24 protein-coding genes are annotated in these 25,126 nt (G+C 68.4%); 3 read left to right on the top strand and 21 right to left on the bottom strand.

The genetic code is table 11. The features are described 5' to 3' along the window. Positions 1-2 precede the first annotated feature (2 nt). From HY049_09460 to HY049_09380, 17 genes are all read right to left on the bottom strand, one after another. Positions 3-701, bottom strand: a complete 699-nt coding sequence (locus HY049_09460; protein MBI3449129.1) for a hypothetical protein — start codon at positions 699-701, stop codon at positions 3-5. Between the two features lies 1 nt (position 702). Then, a complete protein-coding gene (gene pilO / locus HY049_09455) occupies positions 703-1,308 on the bottom strand; it encodes a type 4a pilus biogenesis protein PilO (GenBank protein MBI3449128.1) in 606 nt (201 codons plus the stop codon). Next, positions 1,305-2,003, bottom strand: a complete 699-nt coding sequence (locus tag HY049_09450) for a hypothetical protein (GenBank protein MBI3449127.1) — start codon at positions 2,001-2,003, stop codon at positions 1,305-1,307. The genes pilO and HY049_09450 overlap by 4 nt, the downstream gene beginning before the upstream one ends. Continuing rightward, complete coding sequence (locus HY049_09445) at positions 2,000-3,055, bottom strand: hypothetical protein (GenBank protein ID MBI3449126.1); 1,056 nt, start codon at positions 3,053-3,055, stop codon at positions 2,000-2,002. Before HY049_09445 ends, HY049_09450 begins: the two co-directional genes overlap by 4 nt. A gap of 9 nt (positions 3,056-3,064) precedes the next feature. Next, on the bottom strand, positions 3,065-4,699 hold the full coding sequence (locus tag HY049_09440; protein MBI3449125.1) for a type II/IV secretion system protein: 1,635 nt from the start codon (positions 4,697-4,699) through the stop codon (positions 3,065-3,067). A 78-nt stretch (positions 4,700-4,777) separates the two neighbouring features. Next, complete coding sequence (locus HY049_09435) at positions 4,778-5,995, bottom strand: type II secretion system F family protein (protein ID MBI3449124.1); 1,218 nt, start codon at positions 5,993-5,995, stop codon at positions 4,778-4,780. A gap of 10 nt (positions 5,996-6,005) precedes the next feature. Continuing rightward, positions 6,006-6,746 carry a hypothetical protein gene (locus HY049_09430; GenBank protein MBI3449123.1) on the bottom strand — a complete coding sequence of 247 codons (741 nt, stop codon included), beginning with the start codon at positions 6,744-6,746 and terminating at the stop codon, positions 6,006-6,008. Then, entirely contained in the window at positions 6,743-7,312 is a 570-nt protein-coding gene (locus HY049_09425) for a zf-HC2 domain-containing protein (protein ID MBI3449122.1), read from the bottom strand. The genes HY049_09430 and HY049_09425 overlap by 4 nt, the downstream gene beginning before the upstream one ends. A 24-nt stretch (positions 7,313-7,336) precedes the next feature. Next, complete coding sequence (locus HY049_09420) at positions 7,337-7,915, bottom strand: RNA polymerase sigma factor (GenBank protein ID MBI3449121.1); 579 nt, start codon at positions 7,913-7,915, stop codon at positions 7,337-7,339. Between the two features lie 125 nt (positions 7,916-8,040). Continuing rightward, complete coding sequence (gene thiL / locus HY049_09415) at positions 8,041-9,096, bottom strand: thiamine-phosphate kinase (GenBank protein ID MBI3449120.1); 1,056 nt, start codon at positions 9,094-9,096, stop codon at positions 8,041-8,043. Positions 9,097-9,175: 79 nt separating this feature from the next. Further along, positions 9,176-11,647, bottom strand: coding sequence for an endopeptidase La (gene lon, locus HY049_09410; GenBank protein MBI3449119.1), 2,472 nt, complete (start codon positions 11,645-11,647; stop codon positions 9,176-9,178). Positions 11,648-11,651: 4 nt separating this feature from the next. Next, positions 11,652-12,113: an Hsp20/alpha crystallin family protein gene (locus HY049_09405; GenBank protein MBI3449118.1), complete on the bottom strand. Its 462-nt coding sequence runs from the start codon at positions 12,111-12,113 to the stop codon at positions 11,652-11,654. 81 nt (positions 12,114-12,194) lie between these two features. Further along, positions 12,195-12,707: a transcriptional repressor NrdR gene (nrdR, locus tag HY049_09400; protein ID MBI3449117.1), complete on the bottom strand. Its 513-nt coding sequence runs from the start codon at positions 12,705-12,707 to the stop codon at positions 12,195-12,197. Then, positions 12,704-13,840, bottom strand: coding sequence for a flippase-like domain-containing protein (locus HY049_09395; protein MBI3449116.1), 1,137 nt, complete (start codon positions 13,838-13,840; stop codon positions 12,704-12,706). Before HY049_09395 ends, nrdR begins: the two co-directional genes overlap by 4 nt. A gap of 121 nt (positions 13,841-13,961) precedes the next feature. Next, the gene (locus tag HY049_09390) at positions 13,962-15,620 is read right to left on the bottom strand and encodes a DUF814 domain-containing protein (GenBank protein MBI3449115.1); all 1,659 of its coding nucleotides are present in this window, start codon (positions 15,618-15,620) and stop codon (positions 13,962-13,964) included. A gap of 172 nt (positions 15,621-15,792) precedes the next feature. Then, entirely contained in the window at positions 15,793-17,088 is a 1,296-nt protein-coding gene (locus tag HY049_09385; protein ID MBI3449114.1) for an HlyC/CorC family transporter, read from the bottom strand. Between the two features lie 95 nt (positions 17,089-17,183). After that, on the bottom strand, positions 17,184-17,690 hold the full coding sequence (locus HY049_09380; GenBank protein MBI3449113.1) for a CarD family transcriptional regulator: 507 nt from the start codon (positions 17,688-17,690) through the stop codon (positions 17,184-17,186). Positions 17,691-17,867: 177 nt separating this feature from the next. On the opposite strand from HY049_09380, the gene HY049_09375 reads away from it, so the two are divergent. The 3 genes from HY049_09375 to HY049_09365 all read left to right on the top strand — a co-directional run bounded on the left by HY049_09375 (position 17,868) and on the right by HY049_09365 (position 21,821). Next, entirely contained in the window at positions 17,868-18,593 is a 726-nt protein-coding gene (locus tag HY049_09375) for an iron-containing redox enzyme family protein (protein MBI3449112.1), read from the top strand. A gap of 72 nt (positions 18,594-18,665) precedes the next feature. Then, entirely contained in the window at positions 18,666-20,819 is a 2,154-nt protein-coding gene (locus tag HY049_09370; GenBank protein MBI3449111.1) for a S8 family serine peptidase, read from the top strand. Positions 20,820-20,837: 18 nt separating this feature from the next. Next, the gene (locus HY049_09365; protein ID MBI3449110.1) at positions 20,838-21,821 is read left to right on the top strand and encodes a sulfurtransferase; all 984 of its coding nucleotides are present in this window, start codon (positions 20,838-20,840) and stop codon (positions 21,819-21,821) included. Here the strand turns inward: HY049_09365 and HY049_09360 are convergent. The 4 genes from HY049_09360 to HY049_09345 are packed head-to-tail and all read right to left on the bottom strand — an operon-like array spanning position 21,818 to position 25,017. Further along, positions 21,818-22,429: a hypothetical protein gene (locus HY049_09360; GenBank protein ID MBI3449109.1), complete on the bottom strand. Its 612-nt coding sequence runs from the start codon at positions 22,427-22,429 to the stop codon at positions 21,818-21,820. The two genes, HY049_09365 and HY049_09360, sit on opposite strands and share 4 nt — an antisense overlap. Then, positions 22,426-23,493, bottom strand: a complete 1,068-nt coding sequence (locus HY049_09355; protein ID MBI3449108.1) for an SGNH/GDSL hydrolase family protein — start codon at positions 23,491-23,493, stop codon at positions 22,426-22,428. Before HY049_09355 ends, HY049_09360 begins: the two co-directional genes overlap by 4 nt. Before the next feature lie 50 nt (positions 23,494-23,543). Next, on the bottom strand, positions 23,544-24,572 hold the full coding sequence (locus tag HY049_09350) for a hypothetical protein (GenBank protein ID MBI3449107.1): 1,029 nt from the start codon (positions 24,570-24,572) through the stop codon (positions 23,544-23,546). Between the two features lies 1 nt (position 24,573). Next, positions 24,574-25,017, bottom strand: coding sequence for a PspC domain-containing protein (locus HY049_09345; GenBank protein MBI3449106.1), 444 nt, complete (start codon positions 25,015-25,017; stop codon positions 24,574-24,576). Positions 25,018-25,126: the final 109 nt, after the last annotated feature.

Here is a 25,126-nt window from a genome sequence, read left to right as displayed (position 1 = left end):
TCTCACGATCCCAGATCGATGCGCTTCTTCGCGTCTTTGTACACCGGATCGGAGTAGCCGATTTCGACCGAGTCGATGCCTATCGTGAGGACCTTGAACTTCCCCTCGATCACGTCCCCCCGGGCGCCGAGGACGACGTCGGTGCCGTTCAACAGGACGGCGATCCTGTTCTCCTTCGGCCCGAGATAGCCGACGAGCCGGTAGTTGATCGGAGGGGGCGGGGGGATCGTAGGGCCGCTCGGCGCGGCGGCGGCCGCCCTCGCCTGCGCCTGCGCGACGTCCTGCTGCCGCTTCAGCGCCTCCCCCGCCTCGCGCGCGCGGCGCTCGTTGTCCTCCTGCGCCTGTTTCTGCTGGAGCTCCGCGCGCTGCCGGGCCTCCTCCTCGAGCCCCTTGAGGCGCGCCTCCTCGGCCTTCCTCATCGCCTCGAGCTCCGCGGGTGTCGGGGGCGGGGGCTTGGCCACGCCGTACTGGAAGACGTTGCGCCCCCCCTGATCGTAGGCCGGCCCCGCCGCCCCGAGAACTCCCGTGACCGAGATGCTCTGCACCGCCTTGAGGTCGACGAGCTTCGCCGTGTCGGGCTCGGGGCCGACGCCCCGCGTCGTCCCCGGGATGAGGCTCTTCCCCGCGAGCTCCACGTACACGACGTAGCCCAGGATCGCCACCAGGAGCACCGCGACCGCCGTCTTGACCTGGTTGTTCACGTCAACCCCTCGCCGCGATCGACGCGCCCTTCGGGGTCACATCGGAGTCGAAGAAATAGGTGGAGACGGCGATGTCGAGGCTCAGGATCACCCCGCCCTCCTTGGAGTCGGCGAGGGAGACGGAGTCGATGATGATGAAGTTCTCGGATCGCTCCAGCGCGTTGATGAAGGCGCGCAGGCTCTCGTAGGGCCCGGTCAGCGGGAGGATGGCCGAGAACCGGACGATGCTGTCCTTCTCGAAGATCTGTCGCCCGTAGGAGATGCTCTCGGGGTTGATGTTGAACTTCCTGGCGATGTCGCGGATCTCCTTCTGGATCGGGATCATCCGGCGCCGCTTCGTCGAGAGGACGTTGTCGAAGAACGACTGCAGGCTCTGGTTGCCCCCCATCACCCGGTCGTAGTTCGCCTTCAGATCGGCGATCTTCGCACGCCGCTTGGCGAGGCGGTCCTGGAACGACTCCTGTTCCTGGCGGATCGTCCGCGCCTGCTCCGTGCGGGGAAGGTTCACGAGGAACGCGAAGGCCAGGTTGGCCCCGAGCCAGATGACGAAGATGGCGAGGACCGCTCCCATCCTCTCGCGGATGTCGAACCGCGCCGGGGGGGTCACGGCGCCCCCTTCCCGGCGGCCCCGGCGTCGGGAGCGCCCGCCGCGGCGTTCGGGTCCGGGCCGGCGGCCGGCTCGCCCGCGCCCCCTTCGGCCGGCGCGGCGCGATTGCGCCTCCGCTCCGCCGCCTTCGCCTTCCCCTCGGGGATGTAGCCGAACGCGATGTTGAAGCGAATCTCCCCCTGCCCTTCCTTCGAGCTCTCCTGCAGCGGGTAGACGAAGCTGAAGTAGTCGGAGTCGAGCAGCGACGCCTCGAACCGCAGCAGGCTGTCGTAGTCCCTGGTCAGCGCGTCGAGGCTGACCTCCGTCCCCTCCTTGGTGATCACGGGGCGGATCGACCGGAGCCTCACGTTCTCGGGCTGGACCTTCTCGAGCCGATCGAAGAGATCGCTCCAGGAGAACAGCCGGCTGAGGATGATCCCGTTCGCGAACGAGCTGCGATCGTTGAGAGACTTGAGATCGAGCTTGGTCACGGTCTGCGTCATCGAGACGACTTCGGTCGAGAGGCGCGCGAACTCGGCGTGCTGATCCTCACGGATGCCGTCCCACTTCGCGACCTCCTCCCCCGTCTGGCTGTACGTCCTCGCGTTGTACTCCGTGAACGCGGCGAGCGCGACGGCGGCGAGCATGATGCCGGCCCAGTGCAGGAGGTTGTTGCGGAACGGCCTCGTGGCGAGGTTGATGCCGAAGCGGATCACGACGCCGTCCTCCCGGCGGCCGCGCCGATCGCGGGAAGCAGCCGCTGCAGCGTCCGCTCTCCGTGCTCCCCCGAGACGCGCCCGTTCACGCTGAGGATGCGCGCGGGATCGATCATGGCCACGCGTGCGACGTCCGTCGCGGACGAGAAGACCTCGGAGACCGCGGCGCGGTCGAGGTCGGTGACGCGGAGATAGGCGCAGGCGAGCCCCTTCCCCTCGACCTTGTCGCGGTAGTACAGGAGCGACGTCTGCAGCTCCCTCTTCAGCAGCCTGAGCGATCCCTCGCCTCCGTCGTCGTCGAGCCCCACCGCGAACGCCTTGCACCGGAAGAAGACCAGGCTGTCGCCCCGGAAGATGGCGAACGAGAAGTAGGTGCCGCTCACGTTGGCGATGAGGAACTCGCTTCCCGGAGCTATCTCCTTCGCGAGGACCGGCTGGTAGAGGTTCAGCAGGCTGAAGGTGCTCAGCTCGACAAGCCCGATCTCGATGCCGAAGCTCCTGAAGACCGACTCGAACTCCTCGATCACGGAGCGCGGCGTCATCACCGCCAGCACGCTGATCTGCCCGCCGGGAGCCTTCAGGATCTGGTAGTCGAGCGCCGCGTCCTCGACCTTGAATGGAACCGCCTTCTTGGTCCGGTAGCGGATGAGATCGAGAGTGTCCCGGCGGCTCCCCGGAATCGACTCGAACGGCAGGATGGACACGCGCGCGTAGTTGTCCGGGATGACGAGGGACGCGCTCCGGAACTTCACCGGCTCCTTGAGGACGAGCTTCTCGACGATGGCCCGGTAACGCTCCGGCGAGGTGAGCCGGGCCTTCATGAAGTCGATCTCGATCAGATCCGGCGGGACCTCCTCGACGTCGAACGACGCCAGGTACCGCTCCTGCTTCCGCCTCCCGATCCGCACCATCGACAGGCTCCGCGTGTCCAGCTCGAACGCGACGGGGGGGTACTTCGGCGTGAGCCAGCCCCACGTCGGGCGGCGGATCGCGGGCCCCCGCATCCACGCGGGAAGCTGCAGTCGCCCCGGAAGCCGCAACGAGAAGGCCAAGCGAATCTCCTAGTCGATGAACGTCACTTTGTTGATCTCGCGAAGCGTCGTGTCGCCCGCGAGCACCTTCTCGACCGCCGACTCCCTCAGGAACTTCATCCCCTCCTCCTTGGCGGCGCGCTTGATCTCGGCCGCGGACTTCCGGCTGAGGATCAGCTCGCGCACGTTGTCGGAGAGATCGAGGATCTCCGAGATCGCCATGCGGCCGCGGAATCCGGTCCCGTTGCAGTCGATGCAGCCGCGCCCCTCGTAGAACGTGTGATCCTTGTAGGTCTTCACGTCGAGCCCGGACTCCTCGAGCTGCTTCGGCTCGACGGTCATGGGACGGCGGCACGACTTGCAGATGAGACGGACGAGCCGCTGCGCCAGCACGCAGTTGAGCGCCGACACGAAGTTGTACAGCTCGACCTTCATGTTGAGGAAGCGGCCCAGGACGTCGACGACGTTGTTCGCGTGGACGGTCGTGAAGACGAGGTGGCCGGTGAGCGCGGACTGCACCGCGATCTGGGCCGTCTCCTCGTCGCGGATCTCTCCGACCATGATCTTGTCGGGGTCGTGCCTCAGGATGGAGCGCAGCCCGCGGGCGAAGGTGAGCCCCTTCTTCTCGTTCACGGGGATTTGGGTAATTCCGGGGAGCTGGTACTCGACCGGGTCCTCGATCGTGATGATCTTGTCCTCGTCGCTCTTGATCTCGCTGAGCGCCGCGTACAGCGTCGTCGTCTTCCCCGACCCGGTGGGGCCGGTCACGAGGAACATGCCGTACGGCTCGGTGATCTGGCGGCGCAGGATCTTCAGCTCGGCCGGGGAGAAGCCCAGCACCTTGAGGCTGAGCTCGCGGAACGACTCGTTGGCCGACTCCTTGTCGAGGATGCGGATGACGCAGTCCTCGCCGTGGACCGACGGCATGATGCTGACGCGGAAGTCGATCGTTCGCCCCTTCACCTTCAGCTTGAAGCGCCCGTCCTGCGGGACGCGCTTCTCGGCGATGTCGAGCTCCGACATGACCTTGATGCGCGAGATGATCGTCGAGTGGAACTGCTTGTCGATCGGGTCCATCGCCTGGTACAGCGTGCCGTCGATGCGGTACTTGATGACGACCTCGCGATCCCGGGTCTCGATGTGGATGTCCGAGGCGCGGCGCTGGAGGGCGTTGAAGACCATCGAGTCGACGAGCTTGATGATCGGCGAGGTGTCCGACGTCAGCCGGTCGATCGAGAGCGACTCCTCGCCGTCCTCGTCCTCGCGGATGAGCTGGACGCGGAACTCCTCGGTGGCCTCCTCGAGCACGCGCTGGCTCGACTCGGACTTCTTGAGGATCTCCTGGATGGCGGTGCGGGTGCCGACGCTGATCTCGACCGGCTGAGCGAGGAGGCTCTCGAGCTCGTCGATCATCAGGACGTCGGTCGGGTCGGAGATGACGATGACGAGCGAGCGCCCGTGGCGCTTGTACGGGACGAAGTTGTAGCGGAACATCAGATCGACGGGGATCGATCGGAACAGCTCGTGATCGATCTCGAAGTCTTTCAGATCGACGTACGCCAGACCCAGCCGCCGCGCGAGCCGCTGCGCGATGACGTTCTCCGACGCGACGTCGGTGGCCTCGGCGGTCGACGAGCCCGCCGCGGGCTCCGCCCCCTCCTGCATGGGCTGGATGCTCTCCACCGGATCCCCGTTGTCGATCTCGCTCACAGCGACCTTCCCGTCCTTCCCGGCACCCGGCCTTCAGTACTGCGACGACGTGTACGAACGGATCAGCGGGAGGTAGATCGCGAGGAGCATCGTCGCGATCACGCCTCCCATGAAGATCAGCATCGCCGGCTCCATGAGCGCGACGAGCGTCGCGAGATTGTTGTCGATCTCCTCGTCGTAGAAGTTGGCGACGTTCGACAGCATGTCCTCGAGGGCGCCCGTCGACTCGCCCACCTTGATCATCTCGACCGACATGTCGGTCATGATGCCGGTCTGCTCGAGGGACTCCCAGAGCGACCCTCCCTCCCGGACCTTCTGGCTCACCTCGAGGATGCGCCGCTCGAAGATGCGGTTGCCGATCGCGCGCGCCGAGATGTCGAGGCTGATCACCAGCGGGATGCCGCCCGACGTCAGCGTCGCCAGCGTCCGGGTGAAGCGCGAGATGGCGTACCGGTGCCAGATGCCGCCCAGGAGCGGGACCTTCAGCTTCCACGTGTCGAGCTTCAGCGCCCCGAACGGCGTCCGCACCCACGTGCTGACGCCCACGATCGTGAGGAGGGTCACGGGGACCCAGATGAGGATGTTGTCCCGGACGAGCCCCGACGCGCCCACGAGCATGCGCGTGATGAGCGGCAGCTCGGTCCCCATGTCCGAGTAGAACTCGCGGAACTTCGGCAGGATGTACGTGAGCAGCAGGATGACGAGGCCGAACGCCATCACCAGGAGGATGGCCGGGTAGATGAGCGCCGAGACCACCTTCTTGCGAATCGCGAGGATCGTCTTGGTGTAGGCGATGTAGCGGCGGAGGACCGTCGCCACCTCCCCCGAGCGCTCCCCGGAGGCCAGGCTCGAGGCGTAGATCTTCGGGAAGAGGCCCCCCTGCGACTCGAAGGCATCGGAGAGGGAGGCCCCGGCCTTCACCTGGTCGCGGATGTCCGCGAGGGCGCGCTTGAAGACGAGGTTCTTGCGCCGCTCCATCAGGATCTCGAGGCTGGTGACGATGGGGAGCCCCGCCTGGATGAGCGACGCCAGCTCCTGGTTGAAGATCAGGAACTCCTTCGACGAGATCCGCCGCTTCTTCAGGGCGCTGAAGTCGAGAAGCGACGCGAGGCCGCTCTTCTTGCGGATCCAGTAGACGAAGTAGTCGCGCGCCTCGAAATCCTTGCGGAGCGTGTCCTCCGTCTCGGCGGCGTAGACCTGCTCGAGGATCTGGCCTCCCGGCGTCCCGACCTTGCACACGTACTCCGCCACGGCGTCTCCCTCAGGGCTCTTCGGCCGGACGGACGGGGCCGGCCGGCTCGATCGTGGCGGTGACGGACAGGAACACGGCGCGCCGGCTCTCCTGGCTGCTCGTGGCGCCCAGAAGGAGCTGCTGGTTGTTCCTCAGGTTGACCACCGTGTCCCAGATGGGAACGGCCCGGGGCGAGGCCGACCCCGGATCGCGGACCAGCCGATCGAGCGCGAAGCGATCGAACTTCACGATCCCCTGGCGATCCGCGACGGTGTCCACGCGGAAGCGCACTCGGAACTCCTCGCCGATGCTGAGCGTCGACTGCGCCCCCTCCACGCCGACCATGGACGCGCTCCCGAGCACGGAGACCTCGCTCCACTTCGTGACGTCGCGAAGGAGCGACGGGACCCCCGACAGATCCTCGCCGCGGCGCGTGGCGGCGGGATCCGCCTGCGTCGCCCTCAGCACCTGGATGACGAGGCGCACGGAGCGGGGCGGCTGATCGAACCCGGCGATGAGGTCGCCGATGCGCGCGAGATTCGCGGGCGTGTCCCGGACGGTGACGGCCCGGAGCCTCGGCTGGACGGTGTACGACCCGCCGTCGCCGATGGCCGGCTCGATCAGGAGGACGACGTCCTCGACCGGCTTGAAACGGATGGAGAAGAGGCGTGTGGTGAGCTGCTCGTCGGGCGCGGCGCCGGCCGCCATCGACAGCGTCGCGAGGACGAGCGCGGCGGCCGCGGCCACGCGGGCGCGGAACCGCGGCGTCACAGGTTGATCCCTTCGTCGACGATCAGCACGACCTCGGTGACGGCCTCGTCGCGGCCATAGACCTTCATCGTCAGGACGCGCGCGGAGGGGGAGCGGACGTCCTCGAGCGTCGCGGGGACCGGCTCCCCGGGCTGCCCGGCGCTCGGCAGGACCCGGCGCCAGTCGGGGGCGGCCGCTTCGCGAAAATCGCGGGAGGCGGGCGTTGCGCGCCACGGCCTCACGACCGCGACGGCCGCGACCACCAGGAGGGCGGCCGCCGCGCTCCACGCGATGGCGGGCCTGAGGAGCCGAGCGCGCCACGATCGCGCCTCCGCTTCGGCGGCGTGGATGTCGGCGCGAACCGCGGGCCAGAAACCGGCCCAGAACTCGTCCGGTCGCTCCTCGTCGGCGAGCGGCGCGAACATCTGGAGAGGATCGCGCGCGATGACGCGGGAGCGGCAGGCCTCGCACGCGTGGATGTGGAGGCGCATCGCGCGGCGCTCGGGGGGCGGGACCTGTCCCTCGAGGTACGACTCGAGGAAGGCCCTCACCCTCTCGCAGTCGAAGATCTCGCGGGGGGCGGTCATGGTGCCGCCTCGCGCGGGCCCGGCTCAGCGCCCGCGGGCGATCTCCGGATACCGCCGGCGGAGATACTCCTGGAGGACGCGCCGCGCCTGGAGCAGGTGGTTCCGGACGGTCGAGGCGCGGATCCCCATGATCCGCGCGATCTCCTCCGCAGGCATCCCCTCGATCTCGCGCAGGGAGAAGACCGCGCGCTGGGCCGCGGAGAGCCTTCGAGCGGCCTCGGACCATACGCGGCGGACGTCGGCCCGGTGGATCGCGGCGTCCTGCACCGTGGGCATCGCGCCCGGGAGCGGCTCTCCCTGGATGGCGTCGAGATCCGCGCCCGTGATCTCGTGGCCGCGGCGGACTCGGCGGTAGTGGTCGAGACTGAGGTTGACGACGATCCTGAAGAACCAGGGGTCGAAGCGGCCCGATTCGTCGAAATGCTGGATGGATCCCCAGAGCCTGACGAACGCGAGCTGTGAGATGTCCTTCGCGTCATCCTCGCTCCCGACGATGTTGAGGGCGATCCGGAAGACTCTCTGGCGCTTGAGCTCGATCAGCTCGGCGAGCGCGCCTTCGTCCCGCTGCTTCACGCGGCGGATGAGCGCTCTCTCGTCGCTCATCCCGAATACCCGCGCCGCGAGGAGATCGTTCGGCGTGCACACCTCATACGAACCTCGCGCCCGCGCCGTCTAGGCGATCTTCGACCCCGTGTCGAACTCAAGAAATCCTCAATTTATGCAGTGACTTAGGGGGTGTCAACGCGACGCCCCGGGCGGAAGGGGTCGTATCCCAGGGGCGGGATCGGCTCGGTGCGGCCGTCGGGGCGGGCGATGCGGAGCCCTTGGCGCCGCGCGGTGATTCTGCCGATGAGCAGTGGGCCCGCCCCGGAGTCTTTCGGCCAACGGGCGAGGAGCGGCTCCCGCCTCCTCGGCACCGTGAAGAGGAGCTCGTAGTCCTCCCCGCCGTGCAGGGCCAGATCGAGCGCGTCGCGCCGGCGCCGTCTCGCCCACGCCCGGGTCGCCTGGGAGACGGGAATCGCCTCGCGCTCGATCCTCGCGCCGACCCCGCTCGCGTGGCACAGCCGGCGGAGATCGACGGAGAGGCCGTCGCTCAGATCCGTCGCGGCCGAGGCGACGCCCTTCGACGCGAGAAACCACCCGGCCGCCAGTCGCGGCCTGGGATCGAGGTGCGCGCGGAGCAGCTCCGCCGCCTCCCGGCGCGCCGCGGGATCGATCCGCCGCCCCGGCGGCCCGGCGGCCCCCGCCGGATTCCACGAGAAGCCCGCCTCGAGCAGCAGCCGCCCGGCGGCCGAGGCGCCGAGCGGCCCGGACACGTAGACGCCATCGCCGGGCCTCGCTCCCTGGCGCGTCAGGATCCTCCTCCCGCGCCTTCCGATCGCCGTGATCGCGATCACGACGCCGCGGGGGGAGCGCACCGTGTCGCCTCCGATCCAACGGACGCCGGCCTCGGCCGCACCGTCGGCGAGCCCATCGACGAGAGCGCGGAGGAAGCGCGCGGGCAGGCCGGAGGGAAGGCCGAGCGCGACGACGAAGGCCTCGGGCCTGCCGCCCATGGCCGCGATGTCGCTCAGATTCACGGCGAGGGACTTGCGCCCGATGAGGAAGGGCGGCTCGGTCGCGCGGAAGTGGACGTCCTCTATGAGGGCGTCGGTCGTGACGAGGGAGCGCCCGAGCACCGCGGCATCGTCGCCGGGGCCGTGGGGCGGCGGGAGGAACGCGCGGCGGTGCCTGCGGACGAGCGCGTCGACGAAGCCGGCCTCGCCGAGCCTCGATAGATCCACTCCACCTCCCGCGCCGCCTCGTGTCGACGGCGCGGGGATCGCGCCGTGCCTCGGCGGCGGGGCGGAGTATACCCGCGGGTCAGGATCGGGCGGCGCGCGGATCCGTTCTGGTGCTCCGGCTGCCGAGGGCCGCCGCCGGCCGCGCGGGGCGGCGGGCGCGTCCCGAGCCCCGCACGGGGCGCCCCACGCCCCCCCGCGAGGAGCGGCCGCCCGGCTTCGCGTCGGTGAGCGCGACGCGGAAGACCTCGACGACGTCGCCGACGAAGACGAACTTCATCCCCTTCACGACGTACTCGGGCAGATCTTCGAGGTTTCTCCGGTTCAGCTCGGGCATGATCACCGTCGTGATCCCCGCGCGGCGCGCCGCGAGGATCTTCTCCTTCACGCCGCCGATCGGCAGGACGTTCCCGCGCAGCGTGATCTCTCCGGTCATCGCGACGTTGCGCCGCACCGGCCGGCCGGTGAACGCCGAGATCATCGACGTGGCCATCGTGATCCCCGCCGACGGGCCGTCCTTGGGAATGGCCCCCTCCGGAACGTGCACGTGGATGTCGTGGGTCGCGAAGAATTTCGCCGAGATACCGAGCGATTCGGCGCGCGCCCTCGCGTACGTGAGCGCCGCCTGGGCCGACTCCTTCATGACGTCTCCGAGCTGGCCCGTGAGAGTCAGCGACCCGCGCCCGGGCATGATCCCCGCCTCGATGAAGAGGATGTCTCCGCCGCTCGGCGTCCAGGCGAGGCCGGTGGCGACGCCGACGCGATCCTCCTTGAGGCTCTCCTCGGGGAGGACCTGCGGCGCGCCCAGGTACTTCTCGACCAGCGCCGGGTTGATGCGAACCTTCTTCGAGTCCCCTTCCGCGACGCCGCGCGCCACCTTCCGGCAGACGGAGGCGATCTCGCGCTCCAGGTTGCGGAGCCCGGCCTCGCGCGTGTATCCGCCGATGATCCGGCGCACCCCTTCGTCCGCGAACTCGACGAGCGCCGGCCTCAGGCCGTTCTCCTTCACCTGCTTCGGCACGAGGTGCCGGCGGCAGATCTCGAGCTTCTCCTCCTCGGTGTACCCCGAGAGCTGGATGATCTCCATCCGATCGCGGAAGGCGGGGTGGATCGGGTCGAGCAGGTTCGCCGTCGCGATGAACATCACGTTGCTCAGATCGTACGGCACTCCGAGGTAGTGATCGCGGAACGAGAAGTTCTGCTCGGGGTCGAGCACCTCGAGGAGGGCCGAGGACGGATCGCCGCGGTAGTCCGCTCCGAGCTTGTCGACCTCGTCGAGCATGAACACGGGGTTCGTGACGCCGGCCTGGTGCATCCCCTGGATGATCCGGCCGGGCATCGCGCCGACGTACGTGCGCCGGTGACCGCGGACCTCCGCCTCGTCCCGGACGCCGCCGAGCGAGATGCGCACGAAGGTTCGCCCGAGCGCCCTGGCGATCGATCGGCCGAGCGACGTCTTGCCGACCCCCGGTGGCCCGACGAAGCAGAGGATGGGCCCCTTCATCTTCTTCTTGAGCTTCCGCACGCTCAGGTACTCGAGGATGCGGTCCTTGACCTTGTCGAGGCCGAAGTGGTCGTCGTCGAGTATGGAATGCGCCTTCCGGATGTCGAGGTTGTCCTTGGTCTCCTTGCTCCACGGGACCTCGACCATCCAGTCGAGGTAGTTGCGGAGCGTCGCCGTCTCGGCCGCGTCGGGATGCATCCTCTCGAGCTTGCCGAGCTGCCGGTCGAACTCCTCGGCGACCTTCTCCGGCATCTTCGCCTTGCGCGCCTTCGTCCGGAGCGCCTCGATCTCCTCGGCGAGCTCGTTTCCCTCGCCGAGCTCCTGCTGGATCGCCTTCATCTGCTGCCTGAGGAAGTACTCCTTCTGCGACTTGTCGATCTCCTCGCGGGTGTGCGTGTTGATCTCCTGCTGCATCTGCAGCAGCTCCGCCTCCTTGTTGAGGAGATCGTGGACCTTGCGGAGTCGCTTGGCGGGATCGACCGTCTCGAGCACGTCCTGCGCGTCCTCGATCTTGAGATCGAGGTTCGACGCGACGAGGTCGGCGAGGCGGCCCGGCGACTCGAGGTTGGTCGCGACGACCATCACCTCGGAGGAGATCGCCTTCCCGAGGTTGACGCTCTTCTCGAGCGAGCGCTTCACGGCCCGCATCAGCGCTTCCTGCTCGAGCCCCGCCGATCCCGCGTGGGACTCGTCGACGCGCGTGATCACGGCCTCGGCGAAGGTCTTGCCGTCGACGAACTCCTGGACCTTCGCGCGCGCCACCCCCTGGACGAGGACGCGGACGCGGTTGTCGGGAAGCTTGAGCATCCGCATGATGACGCCGACGGTGCCCGTCTTGTAGTGATCCTTCGACTTCGGATCGTCCTCGTCCTTGTCGCGCTGGGCGAGCAGCAGGACCATGCGGTTCCCCGCGAGGGCGTGGTCGACCGCCGCGATCGAGCGCTGCCGGCTGACCGACAACGGCATGATGATGAACGGGTAGACGACGAGTCCCCGGAGGGGGAGGACCGGCAGGCGATCCGGAATCTTGACGTTTTCCTCGGGCTTCATGGTCTCAGGCGGCACCGGCAGTCTCCTCCTGGATCTTGATCACGACTTCCTCGCCCCGGCGGTTCGACACCTTGGGGAAGAGCACGACCAGCACCCCGTGGTTCAGCGAAGCCTCGGCGCCGCGCGTGTTGACCTGCTGCGGGAGATGCACCACGCGGCGGAACGCGCCGTACGCGCGCTCCATGCAGTGAAACTTCGCGCGCGCCTCGGGGCGCGTGGGCGCCTTGTCGCCGGAGATCACGAGCGCGTCCCCCTGCGCCACGAGGCGCAAGTTGTCGAGGCAGACCCCCGGCACCTCGCACTTCACGACCAGGCGATCCTCGGTCTCGCAGATGTCGACGTTGGGAAGCCATCGCTGCGCGCCGTCGCCCTCGGCCCCGCGCGTCTCGAGCAGGACGTCGAAGAGCTTGTTGACCTCGCTCTGGATGCGCGCGAGCTCGAGGAAGTGGCCGAAGTTCCCATCCATGTGGAGCCTCCCGGAATCGAGACGGGGCCTGCGTGCGGCGAAGTATGGTGGCCACCCGGCGGGCGCGCAAGGCGCCGCGCGTCAGCCGTCGCCGCGCGCCCCTTCCTTCTCTTTCTCTTTCTCGGCGGCGTCGTCGACCTTCTTGAGCTCCATGAGCGTCTTGAGCTCGTCGAGGAAATCCGTGACGTCCTCGAACTGGCGGTAGACCGACGCGAACCGGACATACGCCACCTTGTCCAGCTCCTTCAGCCTCTGCATGACGAACGCGCCGACCTTGGTCGTCGGCAGCTCCTTGTCGGGGCTCTCCTGCAGCCGTGCCTCGACCTCGTTGCAGATGTCCTCGAGATCCTTGACCGCCACCGGGCGCTTCTTGCAGGACGTGTGCAGGCCCGCCATCAGCTTCTCGCGGTCGAACGCCTCGCGGCGCCCGTCCTTCTTCACCAGCCTCAGGTTGGGCTCGTCGATGCGCTCGTACGACGTGAACCGCCGATTGCACTTGAGGCACTGGCGGCGCCTCCGGATCGTCAACCCCTCCTTCCCCTCGCGGGAATCGACCACCTTGTCCTGCAGGTGGCCGCAGAAGGGGCATTTCATGTGTCGCTCCGCGCGGCGGATCGGCCGCGCGACGCTCCCGCCTCCACCGGCTGCGGCGAGGGGATGGACGGGACCTCAGGGCGCGGCGCGGGGGCGCCGGCGAGAGAGCCGCTCCCCGAGCGCACGCCGGCCGTGATCCCCGAGAAGCTCAGGCCTTCCTTCCAGAGGAACGCGAAGCCCATGATGATGACGGGGCCGACCGCGAAGACGTGCATCACGAGAATCGCGGCGGCCGCGGCGGACGGATCGACGCCGAAGAACCGGGAGAGGGCCTGCTGGCCGAACCATTCGTACGTCCCGACGCCGCCCTGCGTGGGGATCGCGATGCCGAACGTGAGCGCCCCGAGCATCAGCAGCGAGCCGGAGAGCGGGATGTCGATGCCGAACGCCTTCACCGAGAACCAGATCGAGAACGCGATCACAAGCCAGATCAGGTACGAGTACGACCAGGCCGCGATGAGCGCGCGCCCCCCCTTGATCACCTCGAAGCCGTCGACGACGGTGTGGAAGATCTTGTGGACCGTCGCGCCGGCCCGCGAGGCGGGGCTCACGACGCGCTCGAGGAGCGAGGCGACCCGCCCCCGGAAGTGGACCACCGCGTAGAGCAGCGGGAACGCGAGCACGATGAAGAGCCCCATCGCGACTCCCCAGCCGACGCTCATCCCCGCCGCGGCCTCGCGACCCATCCCCCCTTCGGGGCCGAGGAAGAAGATGAGGTAGATCGCGAAGAGCGACGCGACGGTCAGCGCGTCCATCAGCCGCTCCAGGAGAATCGTCGCGATCGCGCCGCCCTTGCTGATGTTCTCGCGGCCGGCGAGGAGGACCGGGCGCAGCACCTCGCCGAGCCGTCCCGGCAGGAGCATCGTGACCAGGTACCCGATGGAGATGGTGGAGATGAGGTTGTAGTAGCCGACGTCTTTCTTCAGGGGGCCGAGCAGGATCCGCCAGCGGGCCGCGCGGAGGAGGCAGTGGACGACCTGAATCCCCGCGGCAAGGATGAGGAGCCACCACCCCGCCCCCACGTTTCGGAGCGACTCGCCGAGCTTGGCGAGGTCAATGCTTCGGAAGAAGAGATAGAGGAAGACGGCGGGGAGCAGGATCGACGCGGAGAGCCTGATCGTGCGTGACCACATCCATGCCTCGTCGCCGTGCGGTGGGCGGCGGGAAGCAGCGCCTCTCCTCCCCGTCCGCTGGTGAATTCACGACCGCGGGCACTGTACTACAGCCGTTTTCCGAGGGTCAACGAACCGCAGGCTACCCGGTCTCCTCCGGATCCATCCCCGCTGGCAACGCCGGGAGGACGCGCATCGTGCGGTGGTTCCGGAGCGTCACCATGCCCGCGGGCATTCCCTTCCCCTTCCGCACCTCCTTGCGCTGGCAGTAGTGAACGTCGATGTCGCCGTCCCGCGCCCCCTTGCTGAACCACGCGGCGATCGCCGCCGCCTGGATCAGAGCCGATTCGGGGACCTGCTTCGAGCGTCCCGGGTTCCTGAGGATGACGTGCGCGCCCGCGCGCCCCGCCGCGTGGAACCAGTAGTCGTGCGGCGACGCGATCTTGAACGTGAGCATGTCGTTCTCCGCGGCGGTGCGGCCGACGAGTATCACGCGGCCGTCGCCCGTGCGGAACTCACGGACGCGGACGAACGACGGTCGCCGGCCCGACTCGCGGCGCTCGCGAGCGCGGACGACCTTCACGAGCCCGGACGTGCTCAGAGCGACCTCGAGCTCGGACAGCTCCCCGGTCGACACCGCGCCCATGAGGCGCGTGGACGCCGCCCTGAGCGCCTCGGCGCGACGGCGCGTGTCGGCGAGGCGCGCCGCGATCGTGGCGGAGGCGCGCTTGAGCTTCTTCGCGCGGCGAAAGAGCGCGTCCGCGTTCTCGCGGAGGTCGAGGCTCGGATCGATGGCGATCCGGACCCGCGGCATGCCGGGATCGAAGTAATCGACCAGCTCGACCTCGGCCCCGTCGCGCCTCGCGGTGGCGAGCGACGCGAGCAGCAGCTCACCGCGCTTCCCCACGCTGTCCGCGTCGGCGGCTGCGGCCCCCTCCCGCGCAAGCGTGGACGCGAGCCGCGTCGCCTTTTCGAGCTCGCCCCGGATGAGAAGCGACAGCGCGGTCCTGAGATCGCGGAACGCCAGATGGGCCGCGAGGCGATCGACCCAGGCGCGCGCCGCGTCGGAGGCGCGGGCGAAATCGGCACGGGCGAGCCCGGCGCCCAGGGAGAGCGGAAACGGCGCGAGGAAGAAGCTCTCGCCCGGCAGCTCGTCCGCCTCGGCGAGCTCCTCGAGCGGCCTCCGGGAGTAAAGGCAGGGGGCCCACGCGGCGCCGGCCATCCGCGCGGCGAGCGAGGCGGCCGCGGCCTCCGGGGACTCGCCGGATCCCACCCTGGCGTCCAGCTCGCGCCCTAGAAGGCGGCTTCCGACCGGGCGCGCCGGATCCTGGCCCCTCGCCTCCGGGGGCCGGTAGATCGACCCCTCCGCGTTGCGCCGCAGCTGGGAGGCCGCGGTGTGCGTGCTCCTCACGATGCGCCGATCGGCATCGAGCAGGAGCATCCCGGCCGTCTTTCCCAGGAGCTCGACGAGGAGCGTATAGGCGACGCCCCCTGCGTCCGCGAGGTCGACCTCCACGATGCGCTCCTCGTGGATCTTGCGAATCGCCGTCACCGCCGCGCCGTCGAGGCGATCCGAAAGGACCGCGGCGAGCTCGGTCGGCTCCTTCGGCGCGGCGACGCGCGGGGCGAGGTAGATCGCGGCGAGATCGGCGTGCGCTGCGATGCAGAGCCGATGAAACGGAGGAACGGAAAACCTGAGGGCGAAACGCCGCGAATCGATCTGGACGACGTCACCGAGGGTCGCGCCGATCAGCGACGCCCGCAGCTCCTCGACCATCGGAATCAGGAAAGCGTTATCCACAAAGGGTTCCAGCGCTAACGTAATCGAAGAACCAAGCCAGACAAGGCTTTTTTCTTGACCATGCGTGAAGGTCGGCGTATATAGGGCCTCGACAGACCCGGAAGGTTCTTGGGCGCTTCATTAATGGGGATGGGCGTTCAAGAGGGAAGGACCTTCCGAAGTCTGTCCGGTTTCATGCAGTATCAGGGCCCGGAGGAGACTCCGGGCCTTTTTTTTCGCCCGGTTCCGATCGCTCGATCGCCAGCTCCAGGATCCGGCGCGACCGCATTCGGAGGACGGTGAACACGAACTGCCCGTCCGACACGCGATCGCCGTCCACCGGAACTCGGCCCAGCAGCTTCAGGACGTAGCCTCCCAGCGTGTCATACGGTCCGCCGCGCGCGCGCGCGCGCAGCTTCCTCTTGAACTCGGTGAACGGCATCGAGCCGCGCGCCCAGTCGACGCCCCGCCTCATCCGCCGGTGCTCGATCAACGGCCGATCGAAATCGTCGGCGAAATCGCCGACGATTTCCTCGAGGAGATCCTCCAGGCTCACGATTCCCTGGGTGCCGCCGTACTCGTCGACGACGACCGCGAGATGCAGTCTCCGCGCCTGGAACTCGCGCACCAGATGGCGACCCCGCATCGACTCCGGAACGAAGAACGGCGGGCGGAGCAGAGCGCGGATGGAATCAGCCGACGCCGCCGGGTCCATCGCCGCGAGCAGATCCTTCGCGTAGAGGACGCCCACGATGTGATCGAGATCGCGTTCGTAGATCGGCACACGCGAGTGGCGCGCCTTGCGGACGTGGGAGAGCGCCTCGGCGATCGACGCCGACGCGGGGAGAGCCGAGATGTCGGTGCGCGGCACCATCACCGCGCGCACGGGGGTGTCCCCCAGGCGGAAGACGGCGCCTATCATCTCGATTTCACGCGCGTCGAGTACGCCTTCCTTCATCCCCATCTCGATCATCACCCTGAAGTCGCCCTCGGAGAGCGGCTCGTCCTCCATCGACCGGGAAGCCGCCGGCATCCTCGAAGCGAGCACCGCGAGGGGCATCGAGAGCGGGGAGAGGGCGCGGGCGACGGCAGCGAGGGGCGCGGCGATCGTCAGCGCGGTCCGCTCGGGGTAGCTCGCGGCAAGGGCCTTGGGGATGATCTCCCCGCCGAGGAGCAGAATCGAGCTCGTGAGCGCCACGGCGAGGATGACGCCGATTTCTCCCATGTCGCCGAAGGAGTCGCGTCGTATCATCGCGATCAGGTTACCGAACGCGATGGAGGAGAGCTCCGCGCCGACGACGAGCGTCACCAGAAGCCTCATCGGCTCGGCCAGAAGCCTGACGATGGTCTCGCCGGCCTGCGGATGCTCCCGCACGATTCGATCGAGACGCCACGGCCGCAGGCTAAACAGCGATGTCTCGGCGACAGCGAAGAAACCCGCCAGGACGACGAGAAACGGGAGGACCGCGAGATCGATGATGGTGGTCATGGCGCCTGAAACGAAGAAGCCGGGGCGATCCCCGGCTCTTCAATGCCTGCTGGTCCTGCGGGCCCGGCTGGGCCTGCCGGAGAGACTCCCGGGAGTCAGTGATCCCGTGGCTTCTTGATCGAGACGGCGACGGCGCGGTCGACGCGCTGCTCGACCTCGTTCTCCTGCATGTTCGATACCGAGGCGATCTCGCTCACGACAAGATACTTCGACTTGTCGAGCATCTTCCGCTCGCGGTACGAGAGGTTCTTGCTCTTGCTGAGGAGGGTCAGGCTCTTGAGGACCGCTGCGACCTCGTAGATATCCCCCGATCGCATCTTGTCGGAGTGTTCCTGGAAACGGCCCTTCCAGTCGGACGTGATGTCGATGTTGCCGTTGCGCAAGACCTTGAAAACCTTGTCGACGTCCTTGCGCGTCAGCACCTTCCGAAGACCGACCTGACTCGTGTTGGCCGTCGGGATCAGCACCGTGCTCCCGTTGGCCACGATCTTGAGCCTGAAAAACGCCTGGTCGATCCCACCGGCCTGGGTCCTGAGAACTTCCTCGATGACCCCTACCCCGTGGTTCGGGTAGACGACCTTGTCACCAACTTTGAAATCCACGCAACCTCCTACGGCGGATGAGTCAGCGACCCGAATCCGATAGGCTTCAAAACTAAGGACTTACTCTATCCCATGGCGACCTCTATGTCAACGATTCGTCGCCGCGGGAAAAGCGTAAAGCGATCTTTCCGAACCAACTTGCAGACGCGCGGCTCGAGAGGTAACTTACTCTGTCCTATGAGTTTCCGTGAGATTCTCCTCAGCATCATGGACCGGAAGAACCATTGGGCGTGGCCGCACTTCTCCGGACCCGATGCCACTCGACCCCAACTTTTCGTGCACTACCAGCAGGAATTCCTGACCTATGTCCGGGATTTCCCACGTTTCCTCGGTCGCGTGCACGGTGCCTGCCCCGACGCGATCGCACGACGGCTCCTCGCCGAAAACCTCTTCGAGGAGGAGACCGGGAGGTTGAGCGGAACAGCGCCACATCCCGAGCTCTTCATCCAGATGATGCAGGGTTTGGGGTTCCGGGCCGCTCGATTCCGGACCGCCACGCTGCTCCCGGCCGCCGCACGCTATCGCCGCATGCTCGATCGGGTGACGACGCGAGGAAACTGGGTCGTCGCCGCGGCGGTCATCACGATTTTCGTGGAGGGAAGCGTCAAGGATCGCGAGGCCCTGTCGGGACGCCGCGCCGCAGAACGGTTCGACGCCCGCCACGATCCTCTCGCAAGGCACCATGGACTCTCGGCGCGGGCTCTCACCCTCAAGCGAGCCCACGCCCGCGTCGAGAACGGCCATCGGGAGGCCGCCTGGCGCATCGTCGAAAGCCAGGCTCGGGGAAAGGAGGCCCGCGCGGAGGTGATCGGCGCGATGGACCGCTCCCTCGATCTGTGGCTCGCCTACCGCGACGGAGTCGCGCGCGCCGCCGGCCTTGTGCCCGGAGGCACGCGCAGGTAGTCTGATCCCATCCTTGAGAGTTCCCGCGTCGACGGGGGAGGCGCCCGCCGGCGACACGATCTGGAGGTTTTCATGACGCATGAACGAGGCGGTCGCGGCGCGCAAGCCTCGATCGCGCTCTCCCTCATCGCAGCGCCCCTCATTTTCGGCGTAGCGCTCGCGCGGGTGACGGCAGCGCCGTCTCCGGAGGCTCTCGCCGCGGGCGACGCGGCTCATCCGAGGATCGCGGGGGCCCTGAGGCTCGCGATGGCGCGCGCATCGAGAGAGAGAGCCCGTGCCTCGGCGACGTCCGGTGGCGCGGGCGAGTCGGTTGCGGCGTCCCCGAGGTTGATGGTCTCCCCGACCGCCGACGGCCCGGTCGCCACTCTCAAGGCGATTCTGCGGACGGGCGGCGCCGACGAGGTCGCGGCTCTCGTGGCCGCGGGTGCGGAGGTTCGCGGGCACGTCGGCCGCGTCGTGTCGTTCACGGCGCCCCTGGCTTCCGCCGCGTCGCTCGCCGCCCTCCCGGGTGTCGTCTCGCTCGATGTCGCGCGGCGCATGAAGCTCGAGCTCGACGTCAGCGTCCCAGAGACGGGGGCCGTGATGGTCAGGGATCCGAACGGTCCGTTCGGATCCACCGGAGCCGGGGTGCTCGTCGCCAGCATCGACACCGGTCACGACGTGAAGCACGCGGACTTCCGGAGCGTCACCGGCGCCACGAGGTTCAAGTCGCTCTTCAATCTCGATTCGACCTGCCGCGGTACCCCGCCGCCGGGTCACACGAATGGCTGCTACTTCCCGGACACACAGATCGACAGATTCCTGCGGGGCCAGGCGCCGCTCAGCTACGTCGATCCACCCGGCACCTCGGGACACGGGACGCACACGCTCGGGACCGCCGCGGGGAACGGGCTGGGAACGGGCAAGGGGTTTCCGGGAGGGCGCTATGTCGGGATGGCTCCCGGGGCCGATCTGATCGGCGTCAAGCTCTTCGACCGATCCGGAAGCCAGGTTGGCGACGTGACCGAGGCGCTCCAGTTCCTCATCGAGGAGCAGCAGCGGCTCGGGAATCCCCCGCTGGTCGTCAACATGAGCTTCGGGCATCAGTTCGGGGCGCACGACGGGTCCGACCCCGACGAGATCGCGATGGACACGCTGACCGACGACGGCGACGCCAACGGAATCGTCCGCGTCTTCGTGAAGTCCGCCGGGAACTCGGAGCAGGACGGCATCTACGTCACCGGCAACGCGATGCTGAACACTCCCACGCAGCACAGCTTCACGATTCCGGTCGTCAGCGGCGGACGCCAGTGCGGCGCGCTGTCGGGCCGGGGGAATGACGAGTTCTTCGCCGATTTCTGGTACAAGGGATCGGACTCCGTCACGGTGAGAGTCGCCGCCCCGAACGGCCAGACCTTTTTCCAGAACAGCACCGGCAACGACCCGAACAGCGCCGAGACCGACACGCCGTTCGGCACGATATTCGTCGACTGCCCGGGGACGCCCTACTCGGTCAACGGGGACCACGAATGCATCTTCGGGGTCGACGATTCAGGGGGCGTCCTGCCGGCGGGCGGCAAGTGGACCGTCTCGATCACGGGAACGAGCATCCCGGGCGGCGGGCGCTACGACTCATGGATCGCCGACGCGACGAAGGGAATCTGCACCTGGGGCTGGGACTCCCCTTCCCCGGGCAGCACCGTCTCCATCCCCGGCACGTCGAAGCGCGGGATCACCGTCGGCGCCTACCTCACGAAGCTCTCGTGGACCAACATCGTCGGGAAACCGATCGGCTACCAGGACCCGAGTTTCGTGCAGTTCGACATCGCGCCGTTCAGCAGCACGGGCCCGACCCGTGACGGGCGCTTCAAGCCCGACATCGCGGCCCCGGGAATGGGAATCGCGTCCACCAAGTCACGGACCATCACGACGGGGGCCGGATCCGAAGGACGCCTTCGCACCGTCGAGGACGGCAAGCACATGATTCTCGAGGGGACGAGCATGTCGGCCCCGCACGTCGCGGGGGCCGTCGCGCTGCTGCTCGGGATCAATCCCGCCATGGACAACGCGACGATTCACGATGTGCTGACGGACAACGCCTCGGTCGACACATTCACGGGGGCCACCCCGAACGGCGCTTGGGGATTCGGCAAGCTGAACGTTGCCGCCGCGGCAGGGGACGTCCGTGTCAGCGGACCATCGACGGCGCGCCGGACGGCGGCGGCAGCTTCGCCGCGCCGCCCGTAGCGCGACAGGGAGAGTTCGATGAGATACACGGTGATCGCGGCCTTGCTGGCGGTGCTGGGGGCCTCCTCGCCCGGCGCCGCGGAGGCGCCCCCGGCGCCCGGCTCCACCGGGGATCGGATCGTCTCGACGAAGTGGCTCGACGACAACATCATCCGGCCCGAGATCCTCATCGTCGATGTCCGGCCGCGCGAGATCTTCGACCAGGGCCATATCCCGGGCGCCTACTGGCTCGACGAGGGTCAGATGGTTCGGAGGGACGGCGCGGCGGCGGCCCCTCTCCCGGCCGCCGAGTTCAAGACGCTCATGGAGTCCGTCGGGATCGGCGCCGGAGTGCACGTCATTGCCGTCGACGACATCGGGGGGAAGTTGGCGACCCGCCTGTGGTGGGCGCTCGGCTACTACGGATTCGACGATGTCAGCCTGCTGGACGGCGGATACGACAAGTGGCGGACGGAGGGGCGGGCCATGACATCCGACTATCCATTCCACCGGGACGCCGTCTTCACTCCCAAACCCCGTCCCGAGCGCGTGGCGACCGCCGAAGCCGTGCGGGATTGGAAGAAGACTCACCCGGCGGGACTCGTAGTCGACGCACGATCGGCCGGCGAGTACGACGGCACGGTCCTGAAATTCCGGCGCGGCGGGCACGTTCCCGGCGCGATCAACGTGAACTGGGACGGCGCTTTCGACGTGAAGGATGACTTCCGCGTGTTCAGGAGCGCGCCGGCGCTGCAATCGTGGCTGACGAAGTCCGGGATCACGAAGGACTCTCAGGCGGTCGTCTATTGTCTCGACGGGCGTCGTGCCACGCATCTGCTCTTCTCGATGGAGGTGGCGGGCCTCGGGACGGGAGCGGTCTACCTCGGATCGTGGCTCGAATGGAGCGGGCGATCCGATCTGCCCGTCGAAGCGGCGAAGTCTCAGAGCGTCGCCCCCGTGAGGCCCGTTCCCGGTCCGACGGCCCCGCAGGAACCGCCGCCGGCTCACCCCAAGAAACCCTAGCGTTCCTCCGCGTTGCCGGCGATCGGCCCGAAGATCGCGCGCTCGATGGCATGGCGCGTGAGCCCGTGCGCCTCCTCGAGAGCGCGGAACACGAGGTTGTGCAGACGTCCGCCGGGCGGGCGCCGGTGACTCTCGAGCCACGCCGCGGCGTCCAGGAGCGACATGGGCTCGAGCCGGCGCGCGCGCCGATCCTCCAGGTACTCCTCGACCGTGGCCGCTCCGACGCTCTCGCCCCGCGGAACGCGGGAGGCGAGCCATGCCTTGATCGCGAGCGACTCCCGCAGGAGCCGGTGGTAGTCGAGCACGACCGACATCCACGCGGCAGGAGCTGGCGACCCCGACGTGGAACGCGACCGTTCGACGACCTCCCGAACCGCCGACTCCTTCGCTCGCAGTCGCCGGGCGCCGCTTCCGTCGAGCTCGCGCAGCGAGCCGGGAAACTCCTTCGCGATGCGGCGGAACTCGAGCGTCCGGCGGTCGATCTCCGGGCCGCCGAACTCCCTGTGCCCGTCCGCCTCCGCCCGCTCGCGCGCCTCGCGAAGCTCGGCCAGCGTCCGGTACTTGACGACGAGGCGGCCGAGCGCGGCGAGGAGATCGTCCCGGCTCACCCTGGAGCTCCGGCTGCGGACGCGGCGAGAAGGGATTGCAGCCGCCTGGCGAGCTCCCTGCCGGCGAGCCGGTGGCCGTCCCGCGTGAAGTGCCCGTCCCAGCTGAACCGGAGCGGCGGTGCGTCCGGAGCTGAGTCGAAGAGAGCGGAGAGGTTCAGGACGTCGACGCCGTGGTCCCGCGCGAACGACTCCATGCCGGCGTTGATGTCGCCGCCGCTCCCGAGCGCCGCGTCGTAGGCGCGCAGCGCCCAGGAGCGACCCGCCCGCTCCGAGCGGACGTCGGGGAGGAGAAGCAGGAGGTAGCGGGCCCCGGACTGCTCCGCGTACCGTCTCGCGTCGAGAATCGCCTGGTGCGACAGCTCGATGCCTCGCCGCGTCGCGAGCTTCTCACCGACGTTGCGTCCCTTCATCGCGGCGTACGTCGCGAGGTACGACAGAGGCGTGGCGAAGGGATCCCACCCCTCGCGGTGCAGGTACCCCTCGGGGCCCATCTTGAACCTCAGCGGGTACTCGATGGCGTTCCTCACGTCGTTTCCTTCGAAGAAAGCCTGCACGACGGCGCGCGGGCGAAACTTCGGAACCACGCGGCGGAGGAACGCGGCCTCTTCGAACGGGCCATAGCCGCTGACGCCCGCGTTGACGACTTCCATTCCGGCGAGCGGGGTCGCCCTCAGCTCCTCCTCCGCGACTTTCGGAAACGTCTCCTCGGCCTCGACGCCGAAGCCGAAGGTGTAGGAGTCGCCGACCACCACGACGTGATCCGCCGTGTCCTCGGCGGCGTACTCGCGGTCCCGCAGGCCGAGAGAATTCGTGGCGAGCGTGACCTTCCAGCCCGGCCCGTGGCCTTCGCCCCGGAAATTCGGCGCGAGCACCCAGCCGATCTCCGGATCGGGAAGCATCAGGTAGGGCGGGACCATGCGTCCTACCTCGCTCAGGATGGCACGCTTGTCGAGGGACGGAGGCGGGAACACCCTCAGTGCGATTTCGGCGACGACGGCGGTGAAGAGGAGGGAGCCGAGCGCGAGGATCAGATTGAGAGCGAGAGCCCTGCGGCGCGTGGACATCCGCCTATCGTAACCGGCCCGGCTGGGAATTTCAGGGCCGGCGCGGTGCGTCAGTCGCCGGCGGCGGCTTCCACCGCCACGGCCGAGAGGGGCAGGTTGTACCTGAGCTCATACTGCGGCGCGTCCGGCGCCAAGCCGTCGCACGCCTCGGATGCCGACGACCGGTGCCGCCCGCGGCCGGATCGCCGTCCCTCGAAGTCGAGGACATCGAGGGCCCAGTCCCGCGACACGCTCACGCAGACGCCGGCCGGAACGTCCACGGTCACGTGACTGACGGCCCCGTTGATGCGAACCGTCACCAACTGCTTCGGCGCCGCGAGGCGCAGCGCGAGATCCGAAGCCGCCAGGTGGATGTCGGCGCGCTCGAGATCGAACGCGCGCAGATCAAGATCGGCGTTCGTCGCCGCCAGGTTGGCCCTGAGGCGCACGCGCCCGACCGCGCGAAGCCTGGCCTCCCACCGGGAGTCGGCGTACGCGAACGGACCGTAGACGTGGAACGAGCCGAAATCTCCGCGACGGCTCACCGTGAGCTCGCCATCCGAGCAGTCCCACCGGACCGCCTCGCCCCACGTTCGCAGCTCGCCGGTGAGCGCAGCCGGCCGGGAGACGGCGGGCGAGGGCGCCGCGTTCGGATCCGGCGCCGTCGACGACTCGGCGCCCTTCACGCGCAACCTCCCCGCCGCGAAGTCGAGATCGAGGATGGAGGGGCCGCCCGCCCGCGGTCCGTCGCACACGATCGTCTCGGTCCGGGCGGTCCCGTCGTCGTCCAGTGCGCGATGCGCGGGGCCGTACCCCGCCACGATCCACGCCGCCGTCGAGATGACCAGGATGGGGCCGAGGAGCGCGAGCGGATGGAGGCGCGTACTCGAAAATGTGAGTCTCACGCCCATCGAGATCAGCAGCACCGGCCAGAACCTGAGCAGATCGGCCCACACTCCCCAGGAAAGTCTTCCCGTCGTGTTCATGAGCAGGATCGCGCCGGTGACGACCAGGAACACGCCCCAGGAGATCCCCTTGTAGACGCGACGTCGTTGACGAAGCAGGTCGGGCGGGGCGGGCGCCGTCGGGTTCTGGGCCACGTCACGCCCCTCCGTTTCCGTGACGACCCCGGTGCGTGGCCACCGCCTGCGCCAGGATCAGAAGTCCCACCAGGATCAGCATCACTGGCATCAGGTACCGCCACCGCCACCACTTGAAGAGCGCCCAATCGAGGACGCCGGTATTGAGCAGGAGGAGGACGACCCCGGTGCAGAGGATGGCGACGCCGGCCAGCGCCGCTCCGTCGACCCGCTGCCGCTCCGGAGTCACGTCGAGGACGCCGGGAGGGGTGGCGCCCCCCGCGGGGGCCTGCGGCAGGGCCACCCAGCACACGAGGTAGATGAGGGGGGTGGGAACTCCGAGGAAGAGCGGAACGATCGCGGCGAGGCGCACGAAGACCGGGTCGACGTCGAAGTATTCAGCGAGGCCGCCGCAGACGCCTGCGATCTTCTTCTCGGTGGTGGATCGGTGGAGTCGTCGGTTCATGGGCCTTCTACGGCACACCGGGAAATCGGTTCCCGGGCGCGACTTCCCTCCTCCATCGAGCCTGAAATTCATGTTACACCTCCGCGGGGGAGCCGGCGCCGATCGGGGC

The sequence above is a fragment of the Acidobacteriota bacterium genome (genome assembly GCA_016195325.1).
GTDB lineage: Bacteria > Acidobacteriota > Polarisedimenticolia > JACPZX01 > JACPZX01 > JACPZX01.
Note: the sequence above shows the minus strand (reverse complement) of the source record. Positions and strands in the feature narration are given on the sequence as shown.